The organism is Streptomyces sp. NPDC094032 (assembly GCF_040303965.1).
Classification (GTDB): domain Bacteria; phylum Actinomycetota; class Actinomycetes; order Streptomycetales; family Streptomycetaceae; genus Streptomyces.
Genome location: NZ_JBEOUE010000017.1, coordinates 1 through 23725, shown reverse-complemented (window position 1 = coordinate 23725; position 23725 = coordinate 1). Strand labels below are relative to the sequence as shown.

Annotated in this window: 13 protein-coding genes; 6 read left to right on the top strand and 7 right to left on the bottom strand. The window is 72.8% G+C overall.

Annotated features, from left to right (window positions below):
• The first annotated feature begins 128 nt into the window (after nt 1-128).
• Complete coding sequence (locus ABTZ54_RS23060; protein WP_351666210.1) at nt 129-2366, top strand: HelD family protein; 2238 nt, start codon at nt 129-131, stop codon at nt 2364-2366.
• On the opposite strand, the gene glgB is transcribed toward ABTZ54_RS23060, so the two are convergent.
• The 5 genes from glgB to ABTZ54_RS23035 all read right to left on the bottom strand — a co-directional run bounded on the left by glgB (nt 2353) and on the right by ABTZ54_RS23035 (nt 11338).
• Nucleotides 2353-4611 carry a 1,4-alpha-glucan branching enzyme gene (gene glgB / locus ABTZ54_RS23055; protein ID WP_351666208.1) on the bottom strand — a complete coding sequence of 753 codons (2259 nt, stop codon included), beginning with the start codon at nt 4609-4611 and terminating at the stop codon, nt 2353-2355. The genes ABTZ54_RS23060 and glgB overlap by 14 nt on opposite strands.
• Before the next feature lie 136 nt (nt 4612-4747).
• On the bottom strand, nt 4748-6100 hold the full coding sequence (locus ABTZ54_RS23050; protein ID WP_351666206.1) for a maltokinase N-terminal cap-like domain-containing protein: 1353 nt from the start codon (nt 6098-6100) through the stop codon (nt 4748-4750).
• Nucleotides 6101-6333: 233 nt separating this feature from the next.
• Nucleotides 6334-8046 carry a maltose alpha-D-glucosyltransferase gene (treS, locus tag ABTZ54_RS23045; RefSeq protein ID WP_351666204.1) on the bottom strand — a complete coding sequence of 571 codons (1713 nt, stop codon included), beginning with the start codon at nt 8044-8046 and terminating at the stop codon, nt 6334-6336.
• Nucleotides 8043-10037, bottom strand: coding sequence for an alpha-1,4-glucan--maltose-1-phosphate maltosyltransferase (locus tag ABTZ54_RS23040; RefSeq protein WP_351666202.1), 1995 nt, complete (start codon nt 10035-10037; stop codon nt 8043-8045). The genes treS and ABTZ54_RS23040 overlap by 4 nt, the downstream gene beginning before the upstream one ends.
• Before the next feature lie 356 nt (nt 10038-10393).
• Nucleotides 10394-11338 (bottom strand): SDR family oxidoreductase, encoded by a 945-nt coding sequence (locus ABTZ54_RS23035; protein ID WP_351666200.1) that lies wholly within the window; start codon nt 11336-11338, stop codon nt 10394-10396.
• 121 nt (nt 11339-11459) lie between these two features.
• Here ABTZ54_RS23035 and ABTZ54_RS23030 point away from each other — a divergent pair, with 121 nt between their 5' ends.
• From ABTZ54_RS23030 to glgP, 5 genes are all read left to right on the top strand, one after another.
• Nucleotides 11460-12437, top strand: coding sequence for an AraC family transcriptional regulator (locus tag ABTZ54_RS23030; protein WP_351666198.1), 978 nt, complete (start codon nt 11460-11462; stop codon nt 12435-12437).
• A gap of 142 nt (nt 12438-12579) precedes the next feature.
• Entirely contained in the window at nt 12580-14025 is a 1446-nt protein-coding gene (locus ABTZ54_RS23025) for a 4-hydroxyphenylacetate 3-hydroxylase family protein (RefSeq protein WP_351666196.1), read from the top strand.
• A gap of 87 nt (nt 14026-14112) precedes the next feature.
• A complete protein-coding gene (locus tag ABTZ54_RS23020; protein WP_351666194.1) occupies nt 14113-15210 on the top strand; it encodes a monodechloroaminopyrrolnitrin synthase PrnB family protein in 1098 nt (365 codons plus the stop codon).
• A gap of 14 nt (nt 15211-15224) precedes the next feature.
• Nucleotides 15225-16607: an FAD-dependent monooxygenase gene (locus ABTZ54_RS23015; RefSeq protein ID WP_351666192.1), complete on the top strand. Its 1383-nt coding sequence runs from the start codon at nt 15225-15227 to the stop codon at nt 16605-16607.
• A 93-nt stretch (nt 16608-16700) separates the two neighbouring features.
• Nucleotides 16701-19244 (top strand): alpha-glucan family phosphorylase, encoded by a 2544-nt coding sequence (glgP, locus tag ABTZ54_RS23010; protein ID WP_351666190.1) that lies wholly within the window; start codon nt 16701-16703, stop codon nt 19242-19244.
• An 82-nt stretch (nt 19245-19326) separates the two neighbouring features.
• Here glgP and ABTZ54_RS23005 read toward each other — a convergent pair whose 3' ends face one another.
• Together ABTZ54_RS23005 and ABTZ54_RS23000 are read right to left on the bottom strand one after the other, a co-directional pair.
• Complete coding sequence (locus ABTZ54_RS23005; RefSeq protein ID WP_351666188.1) at nt 19327-21348, bottom strand: M4 family metallopeptidase; 2022 nt, start codon at nt 21346-21348, stop codon at nt 19327-19329.
• A gap of 466 nt (nt 21349-21814) precedes the next feature.
• On the bottom strand, nt 21815-23725 hold a 1911-nt coding region (locus tag ABTZ54_RS23000), incomplete at its 5' end, for an ABC transporter ATP-binding protein (RefSeq protein ID WP_351666186.1).

The window sequence follows — 23725 nt, the reverse complement described above, 5'->3', positions numbered from 1 at the left end:
ACAAAAAAGCCCCGGACTAGAATTGACAGCCGGGGTCGTACGCCGCGTATATTAAGAGATTCCGTGTCTGGACATGAAAAAGACGCGGAGAAGTTCAATACACGCACTGTATCGCGCCGGGAGTCGAATTGTCAACCGAGGAATTTCGGAAAGAGCAGCGATTCATCACCGAGCTCTACGCACGACTCGACGACCTGAGGGACCAGGCCGAAGCCGGGGTCGCGCGGGCGCTCTCCACCTCCGGTGAGGGCAGCGCCCAGGCCCGGCTGGAACGTGACGTGCTCGTCGCCGAACAGTCCGGACTGCTCGCCGCCTTCAACGCGGGCGAGACCGGGCTCTGCTTCGGGCGGCTCGTCTTCCAGGACGGGCGCGACCACCACATCGGCCGCATCGGCATCCGCGAGGACGACCCGAACCGCACCCCGCTCGTCGTCGACTGGCGCGCCGAGATCGCCCGCCCCTTCTACCTCGCCACCGGCTACGAGCCCATGGGCCTCAGCCGCCGCCGGCACATCACCACCCAGGGCCGCGAGGTCGTCTCCCTCCACGACGAGGTGCTCGACCTCGCCGACGCCACCCGCACCGGGCACGAGAGCCGGGACGCCGACGAGGTGCTGCTCGCCGCCCTCGACGCCGCCCGCACCGGCCGCATGCACGACATCGTGCAGACCATCCAGGCCGAGCAGGACGCCATCATCCGCTCCCCGCACCGGGGGGTCCTCGTCGTCGAGGGCGGCCCCGGCACCGGCAAGACCGCCGTCGCCCTGCACCGCGCCGCCTACCTGCTCTACGCCCACCGCGAGCAGCTCGCCAAGCGCGCCGTGCTCATCGTCGGCCCCAACCCCGCCTTCCTCGGCTACATCGGCAACGTGCTGCCCTCCCTCGGCGAGACCGGCGTCCTGCTCGCCACCCCCGCCGAGCTCTTCCCCGGCGTCCGCGCCACCGGCACCGACACCCCCGAGGCCGCCGCCGTCAAGGGCTCCGCCGCCATGGCCGAGGCCCTCGCCGCCGCCGTCCGCGACCGCCAGCAGGTCCCCGGGCGCGGCGAGCCGCTGACCGTCCCGCACGAGGACGGCGACCTCGTCATCGACTGGGACATGGCCCTCGAAGCCCGCCACAAGGCCCGCGAGACCTTCCTCCCGCACAACCTCGCCCGCCCCTACTTCGTCTTCCACATCCTCGACGCCCTCGCCGAACAGCTCGCCGACCGCATCGGCGCCGACCCCTACGGCGGCCCGAACTTCCTCGGCCCCGACGACCGCGCCCTGCTCGCCAAGGGCGTCGCCGCCAACCCCGAGGTGCACAGCGCCCTCGACACCCTCTGGCCGGACCTCACCCCGCAGGAGTTCCTCGCCGACTACCTCGCCGAACCCACCCACCTCGACGAGCGGGACCTCGACGCCATCCGCCGCACCGGCGAAGGCCCCTGGACCCCCGCCGACGTCCCCCTCCTCGACGAGGCCGCCGAACTCCTCGGCGAGGACGACTCGGCCGCCCGCGCCGCCGAGGAGGCCGAGCGGCAGAAGCAGATCCAGTACGCCCAGGGTGTCCTCGACGTGTCCTTCGCCTCGCGCACCTACGAGTTCGAGGACAAGGAGGAGTTCGACAAGGACGCCTCCGAGGTGCTCTCCGCGCACGACATCATCGACGCCGAGCGCTTCGCCGAACGCCACGAGGAGGCCGACCACCGCAGCGCCGCCGAACGGGCCGCCGCCGACCGGACCTGGGCCTTCGGCCACATCATCGTCGACGAGGCGCAGGAGCTCTCCGCGATGGCCTGGCGGCTCCTCATGCGCCGCAGCCCCACCCGCTCCATGACCCTGGTCGGCGACCCCGCCCAGACCGGCGACCCGGCCGGCGTCGGCTCCTGGGAGGGGATCCTCGCCCCGTACGTCGAGGACCGCTGGGAGCTCGTCAGGCTCGGCGTCAACTACCGCACCCCGGCCGAGATCATGGCCGTCGCCGCCGAGGCGCGGCGCACCGCCGACCCGGCCTTCGAGCCGCCCCGCTCGGTCCGCTCCACCGGCGTCGAGCCCTGGGACCGGACCGTCGAGGACCCGGTCAAGGAGACCGCCGACGCCGTCGCCGCCGAGCCGCGCGGCGAGGGCAGGCTCGCGGTGGTCGCCCCGGTCGCCCTCCACCCGGCGCTGCTCGCGGCCCTCCCCGAGGCCTCGTACGGGCCGAAGCCCGACCTGACGCGGCCGGTCGTGCTGCTCGACCCGCGCCAGGCCAAGGGCCTGGAGTTCGACACGGTCCTCGTCGTCGACCCGGACGGCATCCGGGACGGCGCCACGCACGGCATCAACGACCTGTACGTGGCGCTCACCCGGGCCACCCAGCGGATGGGTGTGATCAGGCCGGCCTGAGCCACACCGTCGCCAGCGGCGGCAGCGTCGTCCGCAGGCTCGCGGACCGCCCGTGCCACGGCACCGACTCGGTCTTCACCGGGTCGGTGCCCACCACGTCCCCGCCGCCGTAGCGCGCCGCGTCCGTGTTCAGGACCTCCGCCCAGGCCGCGAACGCGTCCGGCACCCCGAGCCGGTAGTCGTGCCGCACCACCGGGGAGAAGTTGGAGACCGCGAGCAGCGGGGAGCCCTCGGCGTCGAAGCGGAGGAAGGCGAAGACGTTGTCCTCGGCCGCGTCGCCCACCACCCACTGGAAGCCCTCGGGCGAGGCGTCCCGCTCCCACAGCGCGGGCGTCGCCGCGTACACCGTGTTCAGGTCGCGCACCAGGTCCCGCACGCCCCGGTGGTCGGCCTCCGCCCCGTACGACGGATCGAGCAGCCACCAGTCGGGCCCGTGGTCCACCGACCACTCCGCGCCCTGGGCGAACTCCTGCCCCATGAAGAGCAGCTGCTTGCCCGGATGGGCCCACATGAAGCCCAGATAGGCGCGGTGGTCGGCCCGCTGCTGCCACCAGTCGCCCGGCATCTTCGACACCAGCGACCGCTTCCCGTGCACCACCTCGTCGTGCGAGATCGGCAGGATGTAGTTCTCGCTGTACGCGTACACCATCGAGAAGGTCATCTCGTGGTGGTGGTACTTGCGGTGCACCGGCTCCTTCCCGACGTAGCCGAGGGAGTCGTGCATCCAGCCCATGTTCCACTTCAGACCGAAGCCGAGCCCGCCGAAGCCCCCCGGCCCCACCTGGTCCGTCGGCCGGGTCACCCCGTCCCAGGCGGTGGACTCCTCGGCGAAGGTCACCACCCCCGGGCAGCGCTTGTACACGGTCGCGTTCATCTCCTGGAGGAACGCCACCGCGTCCAGGTTCTCCCGCCCGCCGAACTCGTTCGGCAGCCACTCGCCGTGCTCGCGCGAGTAGTCCAGATAGAGCATCGAGGCGACCGCGTCGACCCGCAACCCGTCGATGTGGAAGCGCTCGCACCAGTACACCGCGTTGGCGACCAGGAAGTTGCGCACCTCCTTGCGCCCGTAGTCGAACTCCAGCGTCCCCCAGTCGGGATGGGCCGAGCGGCGCGGGTCCTCGTGCTCGTACAGCGGCCGCCCGTCGAACTCCGCCAGCGCCCAGTCGTCGCGCGGGAAGTGCGCCGGCACCCAGTCCATCAGGACGCCGATCCCCGCCCCGTGCAGGGCGTCCACGAGGTACCGGAAGTCGTCCGGGGTGCCCATGCGGGCCGTCGGCGCGTAGAAGCCGGTGACCTGGTAGCCCCAGGAGCCGTGGAAGGGATGCTCGGCGACCGCCATGAACTCGACGTGGGTGAAGCCGAGATCGCGTACGTACTCCGGCAGCTGCTCGGCCAGCTGCCGGTACGAGAGACCCGGCCGCCAGGACGGCAGATGCAGCTCGTACACGGACAGCGGCGCCTCGTGGTGCGGGCGCGCCCCCCGCCGCTCCATCCACTCCGCGTCCGTCCACACATGGTGGTCGTCGGTCACCACCGACGCGGTGTTCGGCGGGCACTCGGTACGCCGGGCCATCGGGTCGGCCCGGACCGTGCGCGAGCCGTCCGGCCGGGCGATGTCGAACTTGTACAGCGCGCCCTCGCCGACCCCCGGCACGAACAGCTCCCACACGCCCGAGGAGCCGAGCGAGCGCATCGGCAGCGCGCCGCCGTCCCAGTACGTCCAGTCGCCGGTGACCCGCACCCCGCGCGCGTTCGGCGCCCACACGGTGAACCGGGTGCCGGCCGTGCCCTGGTGGGTCATCACCCGGGCGCCGAGCGCCGTCCACAGCTCCTCGTGGCGGCCCTCGCCGATCAGATGCAGATCGAGCTCGCCGAGCGCGGGCAGGAAGCGGTACGGGTCGTCGACGGCGAGCTCGTCGGAAGCGTCGGTGCCGGCCGGATCGTCGCCGTAGCGCACCCGGAGCTCGTACGCGGGCACCTTGCGCAGCAGCGGCAGGAGCCCGGAGAACAGCCCGTCCCCGTCGTCGTCGAGGACGACCCGCCGCCCCTTCGGCAGGACGACGGCCACCTCCTTCGCCCAGGGGCGGAGCACCCGCACCACGACCCCGCCCCTGACCGGGTGGGCGCCGAGCACGCCGTGCGGGTCGTGGTGCTCACCGGCGAGCAGCCGGGCCCGGTCACCGGGATCCAGCGGCGGCGCCTGCCGCGCGCTGCCTGCCGTCTTGCCTGCGGGTCGGGGGGTCACCGCGGTGCCTCCTGGAGGGCGAGGGGAACGGGGGTACGCGTACGCAACGGCGCCGCGCGGGACGGGGAAACTCGGCCGAACGGTGCGAGTGACCCGCACCGCAGGCCAGGGCCCCGCCCGGCTGGGCCGAACGGGGTCACGGGGTGCCGCTCGACAGGCGTTCGATGGCCGCCATCGGGACCGGCAGCCAGTCCGGCCGGTGCCGGGCCTCGTAGACGACCTCGTACACCGCCTTGTCCGTCTCGTACGCCCGCAGCAGCGCCGGGTCGTCGCGCGGATCCGTACCGGCGGCCTCCGCGTAGCCGGTGCAGTAGGCGGCCCGGCAGCGGGCCGCCCAGTCCGCGTTCCAGGGGCGGTGGGTGCGGGCCGCGTAGTCGAAGGAGCGCAGCATGCCGGCGATGTCGCGGACGGTCGGCTGCGGGCTGCGCCGCTCGTCCAGCGGCTTGGCCGGCTCGCCCTCGAAGTCGATCACGGCCCAGCCCCCGTCGGCGCCGCGCAGCGTCTGCCCGAGGTGGAGGTCGCCGTGGATGCGCTGGAGCCGCCCCGAACCGAGCGCGTCCTCGGCCGCGGCGAAGACCGAGCGCAGCCCCGGCACGTGCGGGAGGAGGGCAGGGACGGCCTGGGCGGCGGCGTGCAGCCGGGCGTCCATGGCCGCCGCGAGGTGCCGCGACTGCGCGCGGTGCAGCCGCTCGGTGGGCAGGGCGGCGGCGAGCGCGAGATGGACCTCGGCGGTGGCCCGGCCCAGGGCGAAGGCCTCGCCGGTGAACTCCCGCCCGTCGGCCAGCGCGTCGAGCGCGAGCCGCCAGCCGTCGCGCGAGTCGCGCAGATAGGGCTGGAGCACGCCCAGGGTGGCCGCGCCCGTCTCGAACCAGGCGACCGGCGCCGGGACCCGGGCGCAGCCCGCGCCGGCCAGCGCCAGCGGCAGCTCCAGGTCGGGGTTGGCGCCGGGGCTGACCCGACGGAAGATCTTCAGGATGAACGAATCCCCGTAGACCAGCGAGGAGTTGGACTGCTCGGCGTCGAGCACCCGGGGGGCCAGGGCGGGCGGCAGCGCCGTCGTGGTGTGGAACCGCAGCGGCCCGATCCGGCCCGGGGAGCGCAGCCGCTCGTAGAGCAGTCCGGCGAGCCGCGGGTCGCGCAGCCCCTCGTAGACGGCCCGTCCGGCGAGCGGGCCCTGCCGGATCCGCCCGATCAGGGCGGGGGCGAGGCGCGGCGGCAGCTGCGGCCGCACGCCGAGGAGCAACTGGTAGCAGTCGGCGGGCGTTCCGGCCGGGCGGCCCGGCTGTTCGACCCGTACGAGCAGATGGAGGAGTCCGGGTCCTGTGCCGTCCAGCGGCAGCAGCTCGGTGGCCGCGTCCAGGGTGAAGCCGGTGACCCGCCGGCCCTTGCCGGCGAACCAGCGCTGCCGGGGCAGCCAGCCGTGGAGCAGAGGTGTGAGCGACGGAAGGAGGGCATCCGGGGCCCGGGTGGTGGATGCGGTCTCCGGCATGGCATCGCGTCCTTTCCCCGGGGTGCGCACCTGAGGTTCGTATGCGTTCAAATGCGCAGAGTGTCCCGGATGGCGGCTTCGGCTGTCCGGCTGTGCGGGACGTGTCGGAAGGGGAAGATCCGTATGGGCCCGGCAAGAAGGCCCGTATGGACCTGAAGTGTGTGTGGGACACAGTTCCCTGTGTGGGGCGGGGGAAACCGCCCCACACGGGGCAGCGCCGAATTGGCGCTGCTTCAGGACCGCTTGAGGCGGAACCAGTAGAAGCCGTGCCCGGCGAGGGTGAGCAGATACGGCAGCTGTCCGATCGCCGGGAACTCCACCCCGCCGATCAGCTCCACCGGCCGCACCCCGTCGAATCGGCGCAGGTCCAGCTCGGTCGGCTGGGCGTGGCGGGAGAAGTTGTTCACGCACAGGACGAGGTCGGCGTCGAGGCCCTCCTCGGGGGTGGTCTCCCGGAGGAAGGCCAGCACCGCCGGGTTGGTCGAGGGGAGTTCCGCGTACGTCCCCGTCCCGAAGGCACGGTTCTGCTTCCGGATCTCGATCATCCGCTTCGTCCAGTGCAGCAGCGAGGACGGCGAGGCCATCCCCGCCTCCACGTTGGTCACCTGGTAGCCGTGGACCGGGTCCATGATGGCCGGCAGGTAGAGCCGCCCCGGGTCGCAGGAGGAGAAGCCCGCGTTGCGGTCCGGGGTCCACTGCATCGGGGTCCGCACCCCGTCCCGGTCGCCCAGCCAGATGTTGTCGCCCATGCCGATCTCGTCGCCGTAGTACAGCACCGGGGAGCCCGGCAGCGAGAAGAGCAGGGCGGTGAACAGCTCCATCTGCTTGCGGTCGTTGTCGAGGAGCGGGGCGAGCCGCCGCCGGATGCCGATGTTGGCCCGCATCCTCGGGTCCTTGGCGTACTCGGCGTACATGTAGTCGCGCTCTTCGTCGGTGACCATTTCGAGGGTGAGCTCGTCGTGGTTGCGCAGGAAGATGCCCCACTGGCAGCCGGACGGGATCTGCGGGGTCTTCGCCAGGATCTCCGAGACCGGGTGGCGCGACTCGCGCCGCACGGCCATGAAGATCCTCGGCATCACCGGGAAGTGGAAGGCCATGTGGCACTCGTCGCCGCCGGAGGCGAAGTCGCCGAAGTAGTCGACCACGTCCTCCGGCCACTGGTTCGCCTCGGCCAGCAGCACCGTGTCCGGGTAGTGCTCGTCGATCTCCTTGCGCACCCGCTTCAGGAAGGTGTGGGTGGCGGGCAGGTTCTCGCAGTTGGTGCCCTCCCGCTGGTACAGGTACGGCACCGCGTCGAGCCGGAAGCCGTCGATGCCCAGGTCCAGCCAGAAGCGCAGCGAGGACATGATCTCCTCCTGGACCGCCGGGTTCTCGTAGTTGAGGTCCGGCTGGTGGGAGAAGAAGCGGTGCCAGTAGTACTGCTTGCGGACCGGGTCGAAGGTCCAGTTGGAGGTCTCGGTGTCGACGAAGATGATCCGGGCGTCCGCGTACTGCTTGTCGTCGTCGGCCCAGACGTAGTAGTCCCCGTAGGGGCCCTCGGGGTCGCTGCGGGACTCCTGGAACCACGGGTGCTGGTCGCTGGTGTGGTTCATGACGAAGTCGATGATCACGCGCATGCCGCGGGCGTGCGCCGCGTCCACGAACTCCACGAAGTCGGCGAGGTCGCCGAACTCGGGCAGGACGGAGGTGTAGTCGGCGACGTCGTAGCCGCCGTCCCGCAAGGGGGACCTGAAGAAGGGCGGCAGCCAGAGGCAGTCGACGCCCAGCCACTGGAGATAGTCCAGGCGGGACGTGATGCCCTTCAGGTCGCCTACTCCGTCGCCGTTGCTGTCCTGGAAGGAGCGGACCAGGACCTCGTAGAAGACCGCCCGCTTGAACCAGTCGGGGTCGCGGTCCTTGGCGGGGGTGTCCTCGAAGGTGTCGGGGACGGGTTCGTTGACAGTCATGATGTGGGTGACCCTCCGGTCTGCGGGGACGGTCGCAGGACGAGTACGTGCGCGGGCCTGACGCCCGGCTCTAGGCGCACGTAGTTGTGCCTGCCCCAGTGATAGGTCTCGCCGGTGAGCTCGTCGCGCACCGGTACGGTCTCGTGCCAGTCCAGGCCGAGTTCCGGCATGTCCAACGAGACCGTGGCCTCCTGGGTGTGGTGGGGGTCGAGGTTGGCGACCACCAGAACGGTGTTCGAACCGGAGCGCTTGGCGTACGCGATCACGGCGTCGTTGTCGGTCGTGTGGAAGGTCAGGTTCCGCAGCCGGCGCAGCGCCGGGTGACGGCGCCGGATCCGGTTGAGCGCGGTGACCAGCGGGGCGATCGAGGCGCCCGAGCGCTCCGCCGACTCCCAGTCGCGGGGCCGCAGTTGGTACTTCTCCGAGTCCAGGTACTCCTCGCTGCCGTCCCGCAGCGGGGTGCCCTCGCACAGCTCGTACCCGGCGTACATGCCCCAGGTGGGCGAGAGGGTGGCGGCGAGCACCGCCCGCACCTCGAAGGCCGGCCGGCCGCCGGTCTGGAGGTAGGCGTGCAGGATGTCCGGGGTGTTCACGAAGAAGTTGGGCCGCATGTGGGCGGCGGCCTCCCCGGAGAGTTCGGTCAGGTACTCCGTGAGCTCCTCCTTGGTGTTGCGCCAGGTGAAGTACGTGTACGACTGCTGGAAGCCGACCGCGCCGAGCGTGCGCATCATCGCGGGCCGGGTGAACGCCTCCGCCAGGAAGATCACGTCCGGATCGGCCCGGTTGATCTCCCCGATCACCCGCTCCCAGAACACCACCGGCTTGGTGTGCGGGTTGTCGACCCGGAAGATCCGCACCCCGTGGTCCATCCAGTGCCGCAGCACCCGGACGGTCTCGGCGACGATCCCGTCCATGCCGTCGGCGGCGCCGTCGAAGTCGATCGGGTAGATGTCCTGGTACTTCTTCGGCGGGTTCTCCGCGTACGCGATCGAGCCGTCCGGCCGGTGGGTGAACCACTCCGGGTGCTTCTCCACCCACGGGTGGTCGGGCGAACACTGGAGCGCGAAGTCCAGCGCGATCTCCAGCCGCAGCTCCCGGGCCCGGGCCACGAAGGCGTCGAAGTCCTCGATCGTGCCGAGGTCCGGGTGGACCGCGTCGTGGCCGCCCTCCGGCGAGCCGATCGCCCACGGCACCCCCACGTCCTCCGGGCTCGCCGACAGCGAGTTGTTCGGGCCCTTGCGGTGGGTGACGCCGATCGGGTGGATCGGCGGCAGGTACACCACGTCGAAGCCCATCGCGGCGATGGCCGGCAGCCGCTCGGCGGCCGTCCGGAAGGTGCCGGGCCGGGTGCGGCCGCGGACCTTCCGTACGCCCTCGGAGCGCGGGAAGAACTCGTACCAGGAGCCGACCAGGGCCCGCTCGCGCTCCACCCGCAGCGGCAACGCGGGGGAGACGGTGAGCAGTTCGCGCAGCGGGTGCCGGTCCAGGGCGTCCAGGACGCGCGGGGCGAGCGCCGCCGCCAGGCGGACCGCGGCCGGCCGGGACTCGTCGCGCAGCGTGTCCGCCACGGCGAGCACCGCCTCACGGCCGCCGCCCTTCTTCGGCACGCCCTTCGCGGCCCGCTCGTGCAGCAGCGCGCCCTCCGCGAGGACCAGCTCCGAGTCGATCCCCGCCGGGATCTTGATCCTCGCGGTGTGCCGCCAGGTCGCCAGCGGATCGCTCCACGCCTCGACCGTGTACGACCAGGCGCCCTCGGCGTCCGGGGTGACCTCGGCGCCCCACCGGTCGGTGCCGGGGGCCAGTTCGCGCATCGGGGTCCAGGGCCCCGGCCGGCCGGACGGGCCGCGCAGGACGACGTTGGCGGCGACGACGTCATGGCCTTCGCGGAAGATCGTGGCCGACACCTCGAAGGTCTCGCCCACCACCGCCTTCGCGGGGCGGCGGCCGCAGTCGACCAGCGGGCGGACGTCCAGTACGGGAATGCGTCCCATGAGCGGATTCACAGCATCACCTGACGGTTCGCGAGGATTCGGGTGGTGGTGCGCTCTTTCTAGCTCCGTCGACGGCCGGCGGGTTGCGGGCATGACCGCTCCTGTGCGCGTTCACTCGGATGGCGGGTCTGAAGGGAGTAAGGAGGGGTACGGGGAGGAGCCTTCCCACGGATTTCGGGTGGGCAATCCGGCGCTTTGTTAACTACTAGGACGTAGCCGGACCGACAAGAACACGTCCCGGACAAGAAAACGGCCCCGTCCTTGTCGGACGGGGCCGGTTCCCCCCGGGTCCGGACCGTGGCTCCGGTCCCGGGTGGTCATGGTGTGTGCGTCGGTTCACGAGGGCGCGAGCGGGCTCACGGGCTGGAGGCGGGCTGCTCCCGGGTGTCGCTGTCGCCCGCCCACACCTGCCAGGGCTGCCGGGTCACCCACTCCTCCACCGGGGCCGGGTCCACCGCCAGGACCTCGGCCGACACCCCGTCGTCGCCCGCGAGCAGCAGCGGATCGCCGCCCGCCGCCAGATGGTGGTAGATGCCCGCCACCCCGGCCGCCGTCCCCGGGCCGAGCAGCCCCGCAAGGCTCCGCTCGAACACCTCGGGCCGCAGCGGCACATAGCGCACCGAGCGCCCCAGCCCCCGGCCGAACGCCGCCGCCAGGTCCGGGCCGGTCAGCGACACCGCCCCGCCGATGTCGAGGACACGCCCCTCCAGACCCTCCCCGGTCAGCGCCGCGTACGCCGCCCGCGCCAGGTCACGGTGGCTGATCCAGGCGACCGGCGCGTCCGCCGGCAGCGGATAGGCCAGCACACCCTCGTTCACGAGGTCCGGCCCGTTCCACGGCGAGAACAGGTTGTCCAGATACACCGGGGGCCGCAGCACCACCAGCGGCAGCCCGCTGCGCCGGAACACCTCCTCCGCCGCCCGCCGCGTCTCGAACGCCGCCACCGACGTCGCCGCCCGCGGCACCCGCGTGTTGGCGTTGAACACCAGCCGCTCGACCCCCATGGAGAGCGCCGCCCGCGCGATGCTCCGCGCGAAGCCGCGCACCCGCTCCGCGTCGTACACCAGCGGCATCGTGACGAAGGCGTGCGTCGCGCCCTCGAACAGGCGCCGTACGTCCGCCGGGCTGCCGAGCTCGCCCGCCACGAACTCGGTGCCCGGCAGCGGCGGCCGGTCGCCGTCCGGGCGGCGGGTCAGCGTACGGACGCGGTGGTGCCGCTCGGCGAGCAGCCGCGCCACGGCGCCGCCCTGGAAACCGGTCGCCCCCACGACCGCCACCCGCATCGGAATCTGACTGGACATGTGTCGATGAGGCCCTTCGATAAGGTGTGACCCGCCGCTGCCGTGTCGGCTCCTTCACAGGCTGTGGCGGCGGCTCCATCCGTTCAATTAACAAACCGGGGCGGAAGTTGAAGGATCGTCCATGGAAACCGTGGGAACCCAGCGTGCCGGCCGTCGCCAGGCGGAGCACGACGACCTCCTCAGCGAACTGCTGAAACCGCTCCGTCTCACCGGGGTCTTCGACAGCCGCTGGCACGTCAGCGCCCCCTGGGCCATCGAGGGCGACGCCGAACAGAGCTGCGCCGTCCTCCACTACATCGTCGAGGGCGGCTGCTGGATCACCGGCGCCGGCCAGACCCCCATCGAGCTGGGCGCCGGCGACCTCATCGTCTTCCCCACCGGCCTCGCGCACCGGCTCTCCGACCGCCCCGACCGCCAGGGCGTCCCGCTCAAGGCCGTGCTGCCCGAACGCAGGCCCGGCACCTCGGGCGAGATCCGCATCGAGGGCACCGGCGCCGAGAGCCGGCTGCTGTGCGCCGGACTCCACTACGACGCCAGCGCCGCCACCGGCCTCTACCGGTCGCTGCCCTGGGCCCTGGTCCTCGACGGCGCCCAGGTCGACCGCGAACCCCTGCTCCGCGACACCCTCCGGCTGCTCGCCGCCCCCGACCGCCCGGTCGGCCCCGGCGACCGCCTGATCACCCTGCGCGCCTTCGAGATGGCCCTGGTCCTCGCCCTGCGCCCGCTCCTGCGCGAACTGGCCGACAACCCCGCCTCGCTCCCCGTCCTGGCCCACCCCGGCATCAGCCGCGCCCTGGTGATGATCGCGACCCGCTTCGCCGAGCCGTGGACCATAGAATCCCTGGCCCGCGAGGTCGGCATGTCCCGCTCCGCCTTCACCGCCGCCTTCCGCGACCTCGTCGGCGAGTCCCCGGCCCGCCACCTCACCGCCCGCCGCATGCAGGAAGCCGCCCGCCTCCTCACCGAGACCTCCCTGCCCCAGTCCTCCGTCCCGCCCCGCGTCGGCTACCAGAGCGCCGTCGGCTTCCACCTCGCCTTCCGCAAGCGGTTCGCGATGACCCCGGGGGAGTACCGGGCGGGGGTCGCCAGCGCCGCCTGAGCCCGCCGGGCGCCCCTCTTCGGGCTGGCCGGTTCTTAAAGACCCCTGGACGGACGCTCATTGCCCAGGGGGTCGCGGCCGTGGAGGCTCGGACGGCGCGTCGTGGCAACCCGCGGCATTCCCGAGGAGAGGCGAGTCACCGGTGACGAGGTCGGGGCAGGAGTATCTGGCGGCGTTACGCGACGGGCGGGAGGTGTGGCTCGACGGGGAGCGGGTCCGGGACGTCACCGCGCACCCGGCCTTCCGCTCGGCCGCCGCCTCCTTCGCCCGGCTCTACGAGCTCGCCGCCGACCCGGCCCTGCGGCCCGTCCTGACCCAGGGCGGGGTGCACCGCGCGTACGCCGTGCCCCGCTCGTACGAGGATCTCGTCGCCCGCCGGCACGCCTACAAGGCGGGGGCGGAGGCCGGGTTCGGTTTCCTCGGGCGTACCCCGGACTACATGGCCTCCGGGGCGGCCGGATTCGCCGCCCTGCCGGGCGCCTTCGCCGCCGAGGACAGCGACTTCGACGGGGGCGAGCACGCCCTCGCCTTCCACCGGCGGCTCGCCGAGGGCGACCTGCACTGCGCCTTCACCCTCACCGACCCGCCCTCCGGGACCGGCGAGGACGACCTGCGGATCCGGGCCGTCCAGGAGCGCGACGGCGGGATCGTCGTACGCGGCGCCAAGAGCGTCGGCACCGGGGCCGTCTTCGCCGACGAGATCCTCGTCGGCACCATCGAACCCCTCGCCGCCGACGACGCCGAGCACGCCCTCAGCTTCGCCGTCCCCGTCGACACCCCCGGCCTGAAGCTGATCTCCCGCAGCTCGTACGAGCAGCGCGCCCGTTCCGTATACGACCAGCCGCTCTCCTCGCGGTACGACGAGAACGACGCGCTGCTGGTCTGCGAGGACGTCTTCGTGCCCTGGGAGCGGGTGCTCACCTACCGCTCCCCGGCCGCCACCGCCGCCATGTGGTGGCGCACCCCCGCCTACCTCCACCTCACCCACCAGTCCGCGACCCGCTTCTGGACCAAGCTGGAGTTCCTCACCGGCCTCGCCATCCTCGTCGCCCGCTCCCACGGGACCGAGCAGGTGCCGGCCGTCACCCAGGCCATCGGGCGGCTGCTCGGCGCCGTCGCCCAGGCCAAGGCCTTCGTGCTCGCCGCCGAGGCCTCCTGGGAGGAGGTCGACGGCGGCCGGGGCGGCGTACGGCCCGGGCAGGAGATCTCCTTCGCCCAGCGGATCATGGCGGGCGAGCTCTACCCCCGCGTCGTCCAGGACATCAAGCTGCTCGCCGGCGGGGCGCTGATCCAGCTCCCCGCGAGCGGCCGCGACCTGCTCCACCCCGAACTCGGACCGCTCGTCCACCAGTACTTCCGCACCCCCGGCGAGCCCGCCGAGGACCGGATCAAGCTGCTGAAACTCGCCTGGGACGCCCTCGGCTCCGAGTTCGCCGGACGCCACGAGCAGTACGAGCGCTTCTACCAGGGCGCCCCGCACGTCTACCTCACCATGCAGACCCGGGCCGGCGCCGCCGACGCCTGCGAGGCACTGGCCCGGGCCTGTCTCGACGGCTACGACCTGGGCACCACCGGCCGGACCGGGTGAGCGAGCCGGGCCCGCCGCACCTGCGGCCGGCCCGGGCGGAACCGCACCCACCCCACTCACCTACCTCCCCCGAGGGGGCCCGTTGTGATGCCGTACGACCTCGTCGTGCCCGGACTCGACGAACGCACCGACCCGCGCTGCCGCACCGGCGACATCCGCGCCGCCGACCCCCTCGGCGCCGACGCCGTGCTCGCCGCCGTCCCCGCGATGAACGCCGACGCCGACACCGCCGCCCTCACCGTCGCCCTGCGCGCCCTCGTGCCCGACCCCGACCGGGCCGCCGACTGGAGCGTGGTCGCCGCCCTCGCCGCCATGCGGGACCTCGGCATCCTGCTCGGCTCGCTGAAACGGCACGGCGTCCAGCCCGTCGCCGCCGTCCCCGAGGTGCTCCCGGTCCTCGAACTGCTCGCCCGGCGCACCGACATGGTGCCCCGCGACACCGTCCACCACTACACGGCCTGGAACCCCACAGGCCCCCGCCGCCGCAGCTACACCGGCCACCCCATGGAGGCCCACCTCCAGGAAGCCGTCCGGATGACCTACCCCGGGCTCGTCGCCGCCCTCGACAGCTGCGACCGGATCGCCCGCCTCGAACCGTACGACCCCGGCTTCGCCCACGCCCTCGACCGCACGGCCGAGCACGTACGGACCGTCGTCGACGCCATCGACTTCACCGTCGCCCGCGTCTCGCCCGAGTACTTCGCGCGCACCCTGCGCCCCTACTTCGAGGAGATCGACGTCGCGGGACGGGACTACCTCGGCCCCGCCGCCGCCCAGATACCGCTCTGGCCGGTCGACCTCACGCTCTGGCAGTGCGACCGCCCGCACCCGGCCTACGACTCCTTCCTCGCCGACTCCCTCCCGTACGCCCTGCCGTCCTGGCGCGCCTTCCACGCCCGCCACCACGGCGGCGTCTCCGCCGTCGGCAAACTGTCCGCCGCCATCAGCTGGGAGAGCGCCGAACGGCTGCCCCCGGCCCTGGAGGCCTCCGCCCACGCGCTCGCCCGGGTGCTGCGCCTGCTCAAGTCCTTCCGCGCCCGGCACCTCACCCTCGCCCGCAAGGCCTACCGCGAGGAGCTGCGCCGGTACGACGAGGGCAGCGGCGGCGCCCCGGTCGCCCTGCTCCGCTCGATCCTCGACCTCACCCGCGACAACGAGACGCTGGTGCGCCGCAGCGGCGCCTGACGCAGGAGACCCCCTTGACCCCCCACATCGTGATCGCCGGCGGCGGAGTCGCCGGACTCACCACCGCGCTCGCCCTGCACGCCGTCGGCTTCGAACGGATCACCGTCGTCGAGGCCGCCCGCACCCTGCGCCCGGCCGGCGCCGGGCTCAACCTCATGCCGGGCGCGGTACGCGAGCTCGACGCGCTCGGACTGCTCCCCGCCCTGGAGTCCGGCGCCGCCCTGCGCACCCGCGAGCTGCGCTACTACCACCGCTCCGGCGCGCTGATCTCCCGCGAGCCGCGCGGCCTGGACGCCGGCTACCGCTGGCCCCAGCTCTCGGTCCACCGCGCCCACCTCCAGCGGGTGCTGGCCGAGGCCGTACGGGACCGGCTCGGGTCCGCCGCCGTGGTGCCGGGCGTCCGGGTGGCGGGCGTGGAGCTCCCGGGCGGGGAGCTCACGGGCGGCGGGCTTTCGGGCGGCGGGCTTTCGGGTGGCGGGCGGCCCCGGCCACGGCTGCGGCTTGTGCACCGGGACGGCGGTCGCAGCGGGCGGGCCTCGATGGAGCCGGACGTGCTGATCGGCGCCGACGGGATCCGCTCGGCGGTCCGGGCCGCGCTCCACCCGGGGGAGACGGGGCCGGTGTGGAACGGGATGCTGGTGTGGCGCGGGGTCTCCCGGCTGCCCGCGGCGGCGGTCGGCTCCTTCATGCTGATCGCCGGGGACGACCGGCAGAAGGCCGTGGTCTACCCGATGACCCGGCCCGCGCGGCCCGGCGGCGAGGTGCTGGTCAACTGGGCGCTGGCCCGGCCCGCCGAGTCCGTCCCCGAGGAGCGGCTGCTGGGCGACTGGCGCCGGGACGTCGATGTGGAAACGTTCCTGCACCACTACGAGGGATGGGAGTTCGACGGCGTCAGCGTCCCCCGGGTGCTGCGCGCCGCCGAGACCGCCCAGGAGTACCCCATGGTCGACCGCGAACCCCTCGACCGCTGGAGCCACGGCCCCACCACCCTCGTCGGCGACGCCGCCCACGCCATGTACCCCATCGGCTCCAACGGGGCCAGCCAGTCCGTCGTCGACGCCCGCGCCCTCGCCTACGCGCTCGCCCGGCACCCCGACCCCGCCCGGGCCCTGCGCGCCTACGAGGCCGAACGACGGCCCGTCACCACCGCCCTCCAGCGGGCCAACCGGCGGCAGGGCCCCGAGGTCGTCATCGACCTCGCCCACCGGCGCGCCCCGCACGGCTTCACCGACGTCCACCAGGTCATCCCCGCCGACGAGCTCGCCGCCATCGCCGGCCGCTACGCCGCCACCGGCGCCTTCGACCCGGCCACCGTCAACCAGGACTCCCCCTACGGGGCGCCGTACCTTCCCGTACGCGCCCCGCGCGCCCTGCCGGGACCCGTCACCTTCGTCTAGCCTCCGCGACGGACGCGACGAACCCGACGGAACAGTGGTCGCACAGCGTGGTGCTTCCGCTCCGCTCCGTCACACCCTGCGAAGGTGGAACACGTGAAGGCAATCCGTCGATTCACCGTGCGCCCCGTCCTCCCCGACACCCTTCGACCCCTCGCCGACCTGGCGCGCAACCTGCGCTGGTCCTGGCACGAACCCACCCGTGAGCTCTTCGACTCCCTCGACCCGCTCGGGCAGGCCGACGGCGACCCCGTCCGCGTGCTCGGCGCCATCGACGCCGGACGCCTCGCCGCGCTCGCCGCCGACCAGGACTTCCAGGCCCGGCTGCGGGCCGCCGCCGAGGACCTCGACCGCTACCTCCACGAGCCCCGCTGGTACCAGCGGCAGCCCGGCGAGCCGCCCGCCTCGATCGCGTACTTCTCACCCGAGTTCGGCGTCACCGCCGCCCTGCCCCAGTACTCCGGCGGCCTCGGCATCCTCGCCGGCGACCACCTCAAGGCCGCCAGCGACCTCGGCGTCCCGCTCATCGGCGTCGGCCTGCTCTACCGCCACGGCTACTTCCGCCAGTCCCTCTCGCGCGACGGCTGGCAGCAGGAGCACTACCCCGTCCTCGACCCCGGCGAGCTCCCCGTCACCCTGCTCCGCGAACCCGACGGCACCCCCGCCCGGGTCACCCTCGCCCTGCCCGGCGGCCGCAGCCTCCACGCCCACCTCTGGATCGCCCAGGTCGGCCGGGTCCCGCTGCTCATGCTCGACTCCGACGTCGAGGAGAACGCCCCCGGCGAACGCGAGGTCACCGACCGGCTCTACGGCGGCGGTAGCGAGCACCGGCTGCTCCAGGAGATGCTCCTCGGCATCGGCGGCGTCCGCGCCGTCCGCACCTGGTGCCGGCTCACCGGCACCCCCGCGCCCGAGGTCTTCCACACCAACGAGGGCCACGCCGGCCTCCTCGGCCTCGAACGCATCCGCGAACTCGCCGGACAGGGCCTCGCCTTCGACGCCGCCCTGGAGACCGTCCGGGCCGGCACCGTCTTCACCACCCACACCCCCGTCCCGGCCGGCATCGACCGCTTCGACCGGGCCCTGGTCGCCCGCCACCTAGGGGACGACGGCGAGCTCCCCGGCCTCGACGTGGGCCGGGTCCTCGCCCTCGGCGACGAGACCCCGCTCGGCGGCGAGCCCGGCGTCTTCAACATGGCCGCCATGGGCCTCCGGCTCGCCCAGCGCGCCAACGGCGTCTCCACCCTGCACGGCGCCGTCAGCCGCGCCATGTTCGCCGGACTCTGGCCCGGCTTCGACGGCGACGAGATCCCCCTCACCTCCATCACCAACGGCGTCCACGCCCCCACCTGGACCGCCCCCGAGGTCGCCCGGCTCGGCCCCGACGCCGACGACCGCACCCTGTGGGAACTCCGCCGCACCCTGCGCGAACGGCTCGTCGCCGACGTACGGCAGCGGCTGCGGGCCTCCTGGCGGCAGCGCGGCGCCGCCGCCGCCGAACTCGGCTGGACCGACACCGTCCTCGACCCCGACGTCCTCACCATCGGCTTCGCCCGCCGGGTCCCCTCGTACAAGCGGCTCACCCTGATGCTGCGCGACAAGGACCGGCTGCGCGCCCTGCTGCTCCACCCCGAACGCCCGGTGCAGCTGGTCGTCGCGGGCAAGGCCCACCCCAACGACGACGGCGGCAAGCGGCTGGTCCAGGAGCTGGTCCGGTTCGCCGACGACCCGCGCGTACGCCACCGGATCGTCTTCCTGCCCGACTACGGCATGGGCATGGCCCGCGGGCTCTACCCCGGCTGCGACGTCTGGCTCAACAACCCGCTGCGGCCCCTGGAGGCCTGCGGCACCAGCGGCATGAAGGCCGCGCTCAACGGCTGCCTCAACCTCTCGGTCCTGGACGGCTGGTGGGACGAGTGGTTCGAGTCCGACTTCGGCTGGGCCATCCCCACCGCCGACGGGGCCGCCGCCCTCGACGAGGACCGCCGCGACGACCTGGAGGCCGCCGCGCTCTACGAGCTGATCGAGCGCCGGGTCGCCCCCCGCTTCTACGACCGGGGCCCCGACGGGGTGCCCGCCGGCTGGACCACGATGGTCCGGCGCACCCTGAGCGACCTCGGCCCCAAGGTGCTCGCCGACCGCATGGTGGCGGAGTACGTGACCCGGCTGTACGCGCCCGCGGCCGCCGCCCACCGGGCGCTCGGCCCGGCCGAGGCGCGCGGACTGGCCGCCTGGAAGGCCCGGGTGCGCGGGGCCTGGCCGAAGCTGTCGGTCGACCACGTGGAGATCGGCGACGGTCTGGAGGACGCCGAGCTGGGGGCCACCCCGGCCGTCCGGGTCCGGGTGGCCCTCGGCGAACTGAGCCCCGACGACGTCGAGGTGCAGGCCGTCACCGGGCGGGTCGACCCCGACGACCGCCTTCTCGACCCCCGGACCACCGTCCTCAAACCCCTCGCGGGCCCGGACCTGGAGGGCCGGGTCCCCTACGGGGGCGCCCTCTCCCTGGACCGCACCGGGCCCTTCGGGTGCACCGTCCGGGTCCTGCCGGCCCATCGGCTCCTCGGGCATCCGGCGGAGCTGGGGCTGGTGACCGTTCCGGTGGAGGCGAGCGGTGAGAACGGGGGAGTGATTCTGCGGTAGCGCTAGCGGTAGCTGTCGCGGTGGCAGAAAGGGCGGACGCCCGGAGGGAACGTTCCCTCCGGGCGTCCGTCAAGCCTCTTCCTTACGGGAAGGTCAGCTTGAACTGGTTGATGTAGCCGGTGTCGATCGCGGCCTTGTCCTGGACCCGCAGCTTCCAGACGCCGTTGGCGACCTCCGAGGAGGCGTTCACGTAGAAGGTCTGCTGGATGTTGTCGGCGCTGCCACCGGCGCGGTTGCTCAGGTTGTAGACCGAGCCGTCGGGGGCGATGAGGTCGACGATCAGGTCACCGATGTAGGTGTGGACGATGTCCACGCCGACGGCGAGGTTGGCCGGGGCGTTGCCCGTCACGCCGGAGACCGTCAGCGACGAGGTCACCGCGACGCCGTTGTCCGGGATGGACACGTCGGTGTCGTTGGTGAAGACCGTGCCGCCGGGGGTGCCGCCGCCGGGGCGGGGACCGACGTTGATGCCGGCCCAGGCGTTCTCGACGGCCGTGACCTCGGGGCTGCCGGCGCCGTAGAGGTCGGTGGCGGCCGCGACGGTGCCGGTGCGGGCGCCCGCGTAGTTGGTGTTGGAGCTGAACTTGGTGCTCAGCGCCTTGAACCAGATCAGCGCGGCCTTGTCCCGGCCTATGCCGGTGACGGGCAGACCGTCGGAGGTCGGCGAGTCGTAGTTCACGCCGTTGACGGTCTTGGCGCCGCTGCCCTCGGAGAGCAGGTAGAAGAAGTGGTTCGCCGGACCCGAGGAGTAGTGGACGTCGATGCCGCCGAGGCCCGAGTACCAGGCGTCCTTGGACGCGCCGTCCTTGCTCGGCTTGTCCATGTAGCGCAGCGGGGTGCCGTTGCCGTTGATGTTGATCTTCTCGCCGACGAGGTAGTCGCCCGGGTCGGACGCGTTGTTGGCGTAGAACTCGACGGCCGCGGCCATGATGTCCGAGGTGGCCTCGTTGAGGCCGCCGGACTCACCGCTGTAGACCAGGCCGGCGGTGTTGGAGGTGACGCCGTGCGTCATCTCGTGCGCGGCCACGTCGATCGAGGTGAGCGGCTTGGTGTTGCCCGAGCCGTCGCCGTAGGTCATGCAGAAGCAGGAGTCGTCCCAGAACGCGTTGACGTACGCGTTGCCGTAGTGGACGCGGGAGTACGCGCCGACGCCGTCACCGCGGATACCGGTGCGGCCCTGCACGTTCTTGTAGTAGTCCCACGTGAGCGCGGCACCGTAGTGCGCGTCGGCGCCGGCCGTCTCCTTGTTGGAGGCCAGGCCGTTGCCCCACGTGTCCGTGGTGTTCGAGAACAGCGCGCCGGTACCCGACGTGCCACCGTTGAGGTTGTACGTCTTGTGGTTGCCGCGCGTGGTGTCCGTCAGCGTGTACGACGGGGCGGTGCCCAGGGTGACCTGGCCGCTGTACATCGTGTTGCCGACGCCGGTCTCGATACCCTGCCACTCGAACAGCTTCGCACCGGACTTGGCGTCCGTGATGACGTGCAGCTGGTTCGGGGTGCCGTCGTGCTGGAGGCCGCCGACGACGGTCTCGTACGCGAGGACGGGGGTGCCGTTGGCGGCCCACACGACCTTGCGCGGGGCGCGGTCGGCCTTGGTGCTCTTGGAGCCGTCGGCCTTGGCACGGCCCAGCGCCTGGCGCTCGGCCGCGGCCGGGGCGAGGGTGGCGGTCGTGTCGACCTTGGTGATGTCGGCGCGGGTGGCCTTGTTGACGGACGTGGTGGCGCCCGCCTTGGTCTCCTCGACGATCAGGTCGCCGCCGAGGACCGGGAGGCCCGCGAAGGTGCGCTCGTACCGCGTGTGGGTCGAGCCGTCGCGGTCCTGGACGACGTCGCGGACGACCAGCTTCTCCTGGGCGCCGAGGCCCAGCTTCTTGGCGGTCGCGGCGGTGTCCGCCTGGGCCGCGCGGATCAGCGCGGCGCGCTGGGCCGGCGAGAGGTCGGCCGGCAGCTTGCCGGGGTTCGCCTTGGAGGCGGCCTGCGCCTTGGGGGCGGCACCGAGCTGGTCGGCGGTGGCGGAACCGGTCTGGACGCCGACGGCGATCATGGCGGCGGCAGCGATCAGGGCGCCGGTCGCGGTGAGGCGACGGCTGGGCGTGGATCTCACGCAGACTCCTTTTGCGAGGGGGGTACCGGGAGGACTGGGTGGTGCCGCCCGGGGTGAGCAAACTGAGCTGTGGAGCACGTACGGGTGATGCGCTGAACGGTGGTGCGAAATGTTGGTGCGAAGAGCCGGGGGAGAGAGTGGCAGTTGTTGCCGCCACCTGTCAGGAGCGCGTCAACAAGTTGGCCGGAAATCGTCCGCTGTTTGAAGGGGCGTGTTCGTTAAGCGGACGTTTCGTCGATCATGGGGTGAGTGTCGTCCGGCGTTCATCGGAGGCCGGATCGGGAGGGCGGTCGCGGGGTCGGTGCGGGGCCGCCCTCCGATGTCAGGGTGTGCGGGAGGGGTGGGGGGTGGTCTGCCGGATCTTCCGGGGCCGTGGCTGGATTTGATGTCTTCGCCTGGTGTCGGAGATGCCCGGATCATGGTGCGGGCGCCGCCTCGGCCTGTCGGCCATTCCCATCCCTTGGACTCAGCCCACCAGGCTGTCGCGCCACGCCTTGTGCAGCCCCGCGTAGCGGCCCTCGCCGCCCACCAGTTGCGCCGGTGAGCCGTCCTCCACCACCCGGCCCGACTCCATCACCAGGACCCGGTCCGCCACCTCCACCGTCGACAGGCGGTGGGCGATCACCACCGCCGTACGGCCCGCCAGCACCGTGTCCATCGCCCGCTGCACCGCCCGCTCGCCCGGTACGTCCAGCGAGCTGGTCGCCTCGTCGAGGATCAGCACCGCCGGGTCCGCCAGCAACGCCCTCGCGAAGGCCACCAGTTGGCGCTGGCCCGCCGAGATGCGGCCGCCCCGCTTGCGTACGTCGGTGTCGTAGCCGTCCGGCAGCGCCGCGATGAACTCGTGCGCGCCGATCGCCTTCGCCGCCTGCTCGATCTCCTCGCGGCTCGCCTCCGGGCGGCCGATCGCGATGTTCTCCGCGACCGTCCCCGAGAACAGGAACGCCTCCTGCGTCACCATCACCACGCCCTTGCGCAGCTCCGGCGTGGCCAGCGCTCGTAGGTCGGTTCCGTCGAGGAGCACCCGGCCCTCCGTCGGGTCGTAGAAGCGGGCCAGCAGCTTCGCCAGCGTCGACTTGCCCGCGCCCGTCGCCCCCACCACGGCGACCGTCTGGCCCGCCGGGATCGTCAGGTCGAAGCGCGGCAGCACCTCGCCGCCCGTCCGGTACGCGAAGCCGACGCCCTCGAAGACCACCTCGCGGCCCGGCGTGCCCGTCCGCACCGGCAGCTCCCTCGGCGCGGTCGCCTCCGGGACGCCCGGCACCTGGGCGAGCAGGCCCGCGATCTTCGCCAGCGAGGCTGCCGCCGACTCGTACGAGTTGAGGAACATGCCGAGGCGGTCGATCGGGTCGTACAGGCGGCGTACGTACAGCACCGCCGCCGCCAGCACGCCCAGCTCCAGGGTGCCGCCCGCCACCCGGTACGCGCCCCACAGGCACATGGCGGCGACCGCCGTGTTGGCCACCAGGCGGGAGCCCACCACGTACCGGGCCATCTCCAGGAGTGCGTCGCCGTTGCTGCGTTCGTGGTTTGCGTTGAGGGTCGCGAACTCCGTGTCGTTGTGCTGTTCGCGGCGGAACGCCCTGACGGGGCGGATGCCGTTCATCGTTTCCGCGAACTTCACGATCACCTGGGCTATGGCCGTCGAGCGGACCGCGAACACCCGGGCGGAGCGGCGGCGGTAGCTCTGCACGAGGAGGTACAGCGGGGCGAAGGACGCCACCGCCACCGCGCCGATGCCCAGGTCCAGCCAGAGGAGCATCGCCGCGATCGACAGGAACGACAGGGCCACCCCGAGCAGCTCCTGGAGGCCCTCGTTGAGCAGTTCGCGCAGCGACTCCACGTCGGTCGTCGAGCGGGAGATCAGCCGGCCCGAGGTGTAGCGCTCGTGGAAGTCGACGCTGAGGGCCTGCGCGTGCCGGAAGATGCGGCCGCGCAGGTCGAGCAGCACCGCCTGGTTGATCCTCGCGGCCATCCGTACGAACGCGTACTGGAGCAGGCCGCCGGCCGCCGCGCAGGCCAGGTAGGCGAGGGCCACCGCCACGACCGGGGTGTGGTTCCCGGCGCGGAAGGCCGGTACGCCCTTGTCGATCGCGTACGCCACGAGGAGTGGGCCTGCCTGGAGGGCCAGCTGCTGGGCTACGAGGACCAGGGCCGTGGCCAGGGCCCTCGTTCGGTGGGTGCCTAGGAGGTCGCGGAGGAGTCTGCCTGTCGCTCCGGGGGTGGTGGGGAGGTCGTCCTGGTCGAAGGGGTCCGGGGTGGTGGCGGGGGCGGTGCGGGGTGGGTCGGGGGCCGGCGCGGGGGTGGGGGTGTCCGGACTGCGACCTCCACTTCGCTTCGCTCGTTCCGGGCGCCGCCACGTCCGGACACCCCCTAC

What these genes read in the sequence shown, in the direction of transcription:
- ABTZ54_RS23040 (WP_351666202.1), bottom strand. Translation starts at nt 10,037, where the DNA reads ATGGGACGCATTCCCGTACTGGACGTCCGCCCGCTGGTCGACTGCGGC.
- ABTZ54_RS23020 (WP_351666194.1), top strand. Translation starts at nt 14,113, where the DNA reads ATGCCGTACGACCTCGTCGTGCCCGGACTCGACGAACGCACCGACCCG.
- ABTZ54_RS23050 (WP_351666206.1), bottom strand. Translation starts at nt 6,100, where the DNA reads ATGCCGGAGACCGCATCCACCACCCGGGCCCCGGATGCCCTCCTTCCG.
- ABTZ54_RS23030 (WP_351666198.1), top strand. Translation starts at nt 11,460, where the DNA reads ATGGAAACCGTGGGAACCCAGCGTGCCGGCCGTCGCCAGGCGGAGCAC.
- ABTZ54_RS23035 (WP_351666200.1), bottom strand. Translation starts at nt 11,338, where the DNA reads ATGTCCAGTCAGATTCCGATGCGGGTGGCGGTCGTGGGGGCGACCGGT.
- treS (WP_351666204.1), bottom strand. Translation starts at nt 8,046, where the DNA reads ATGACTGTCAACGAACCCGTCCCCGACACCTTCGAGGACACCCCCGCC.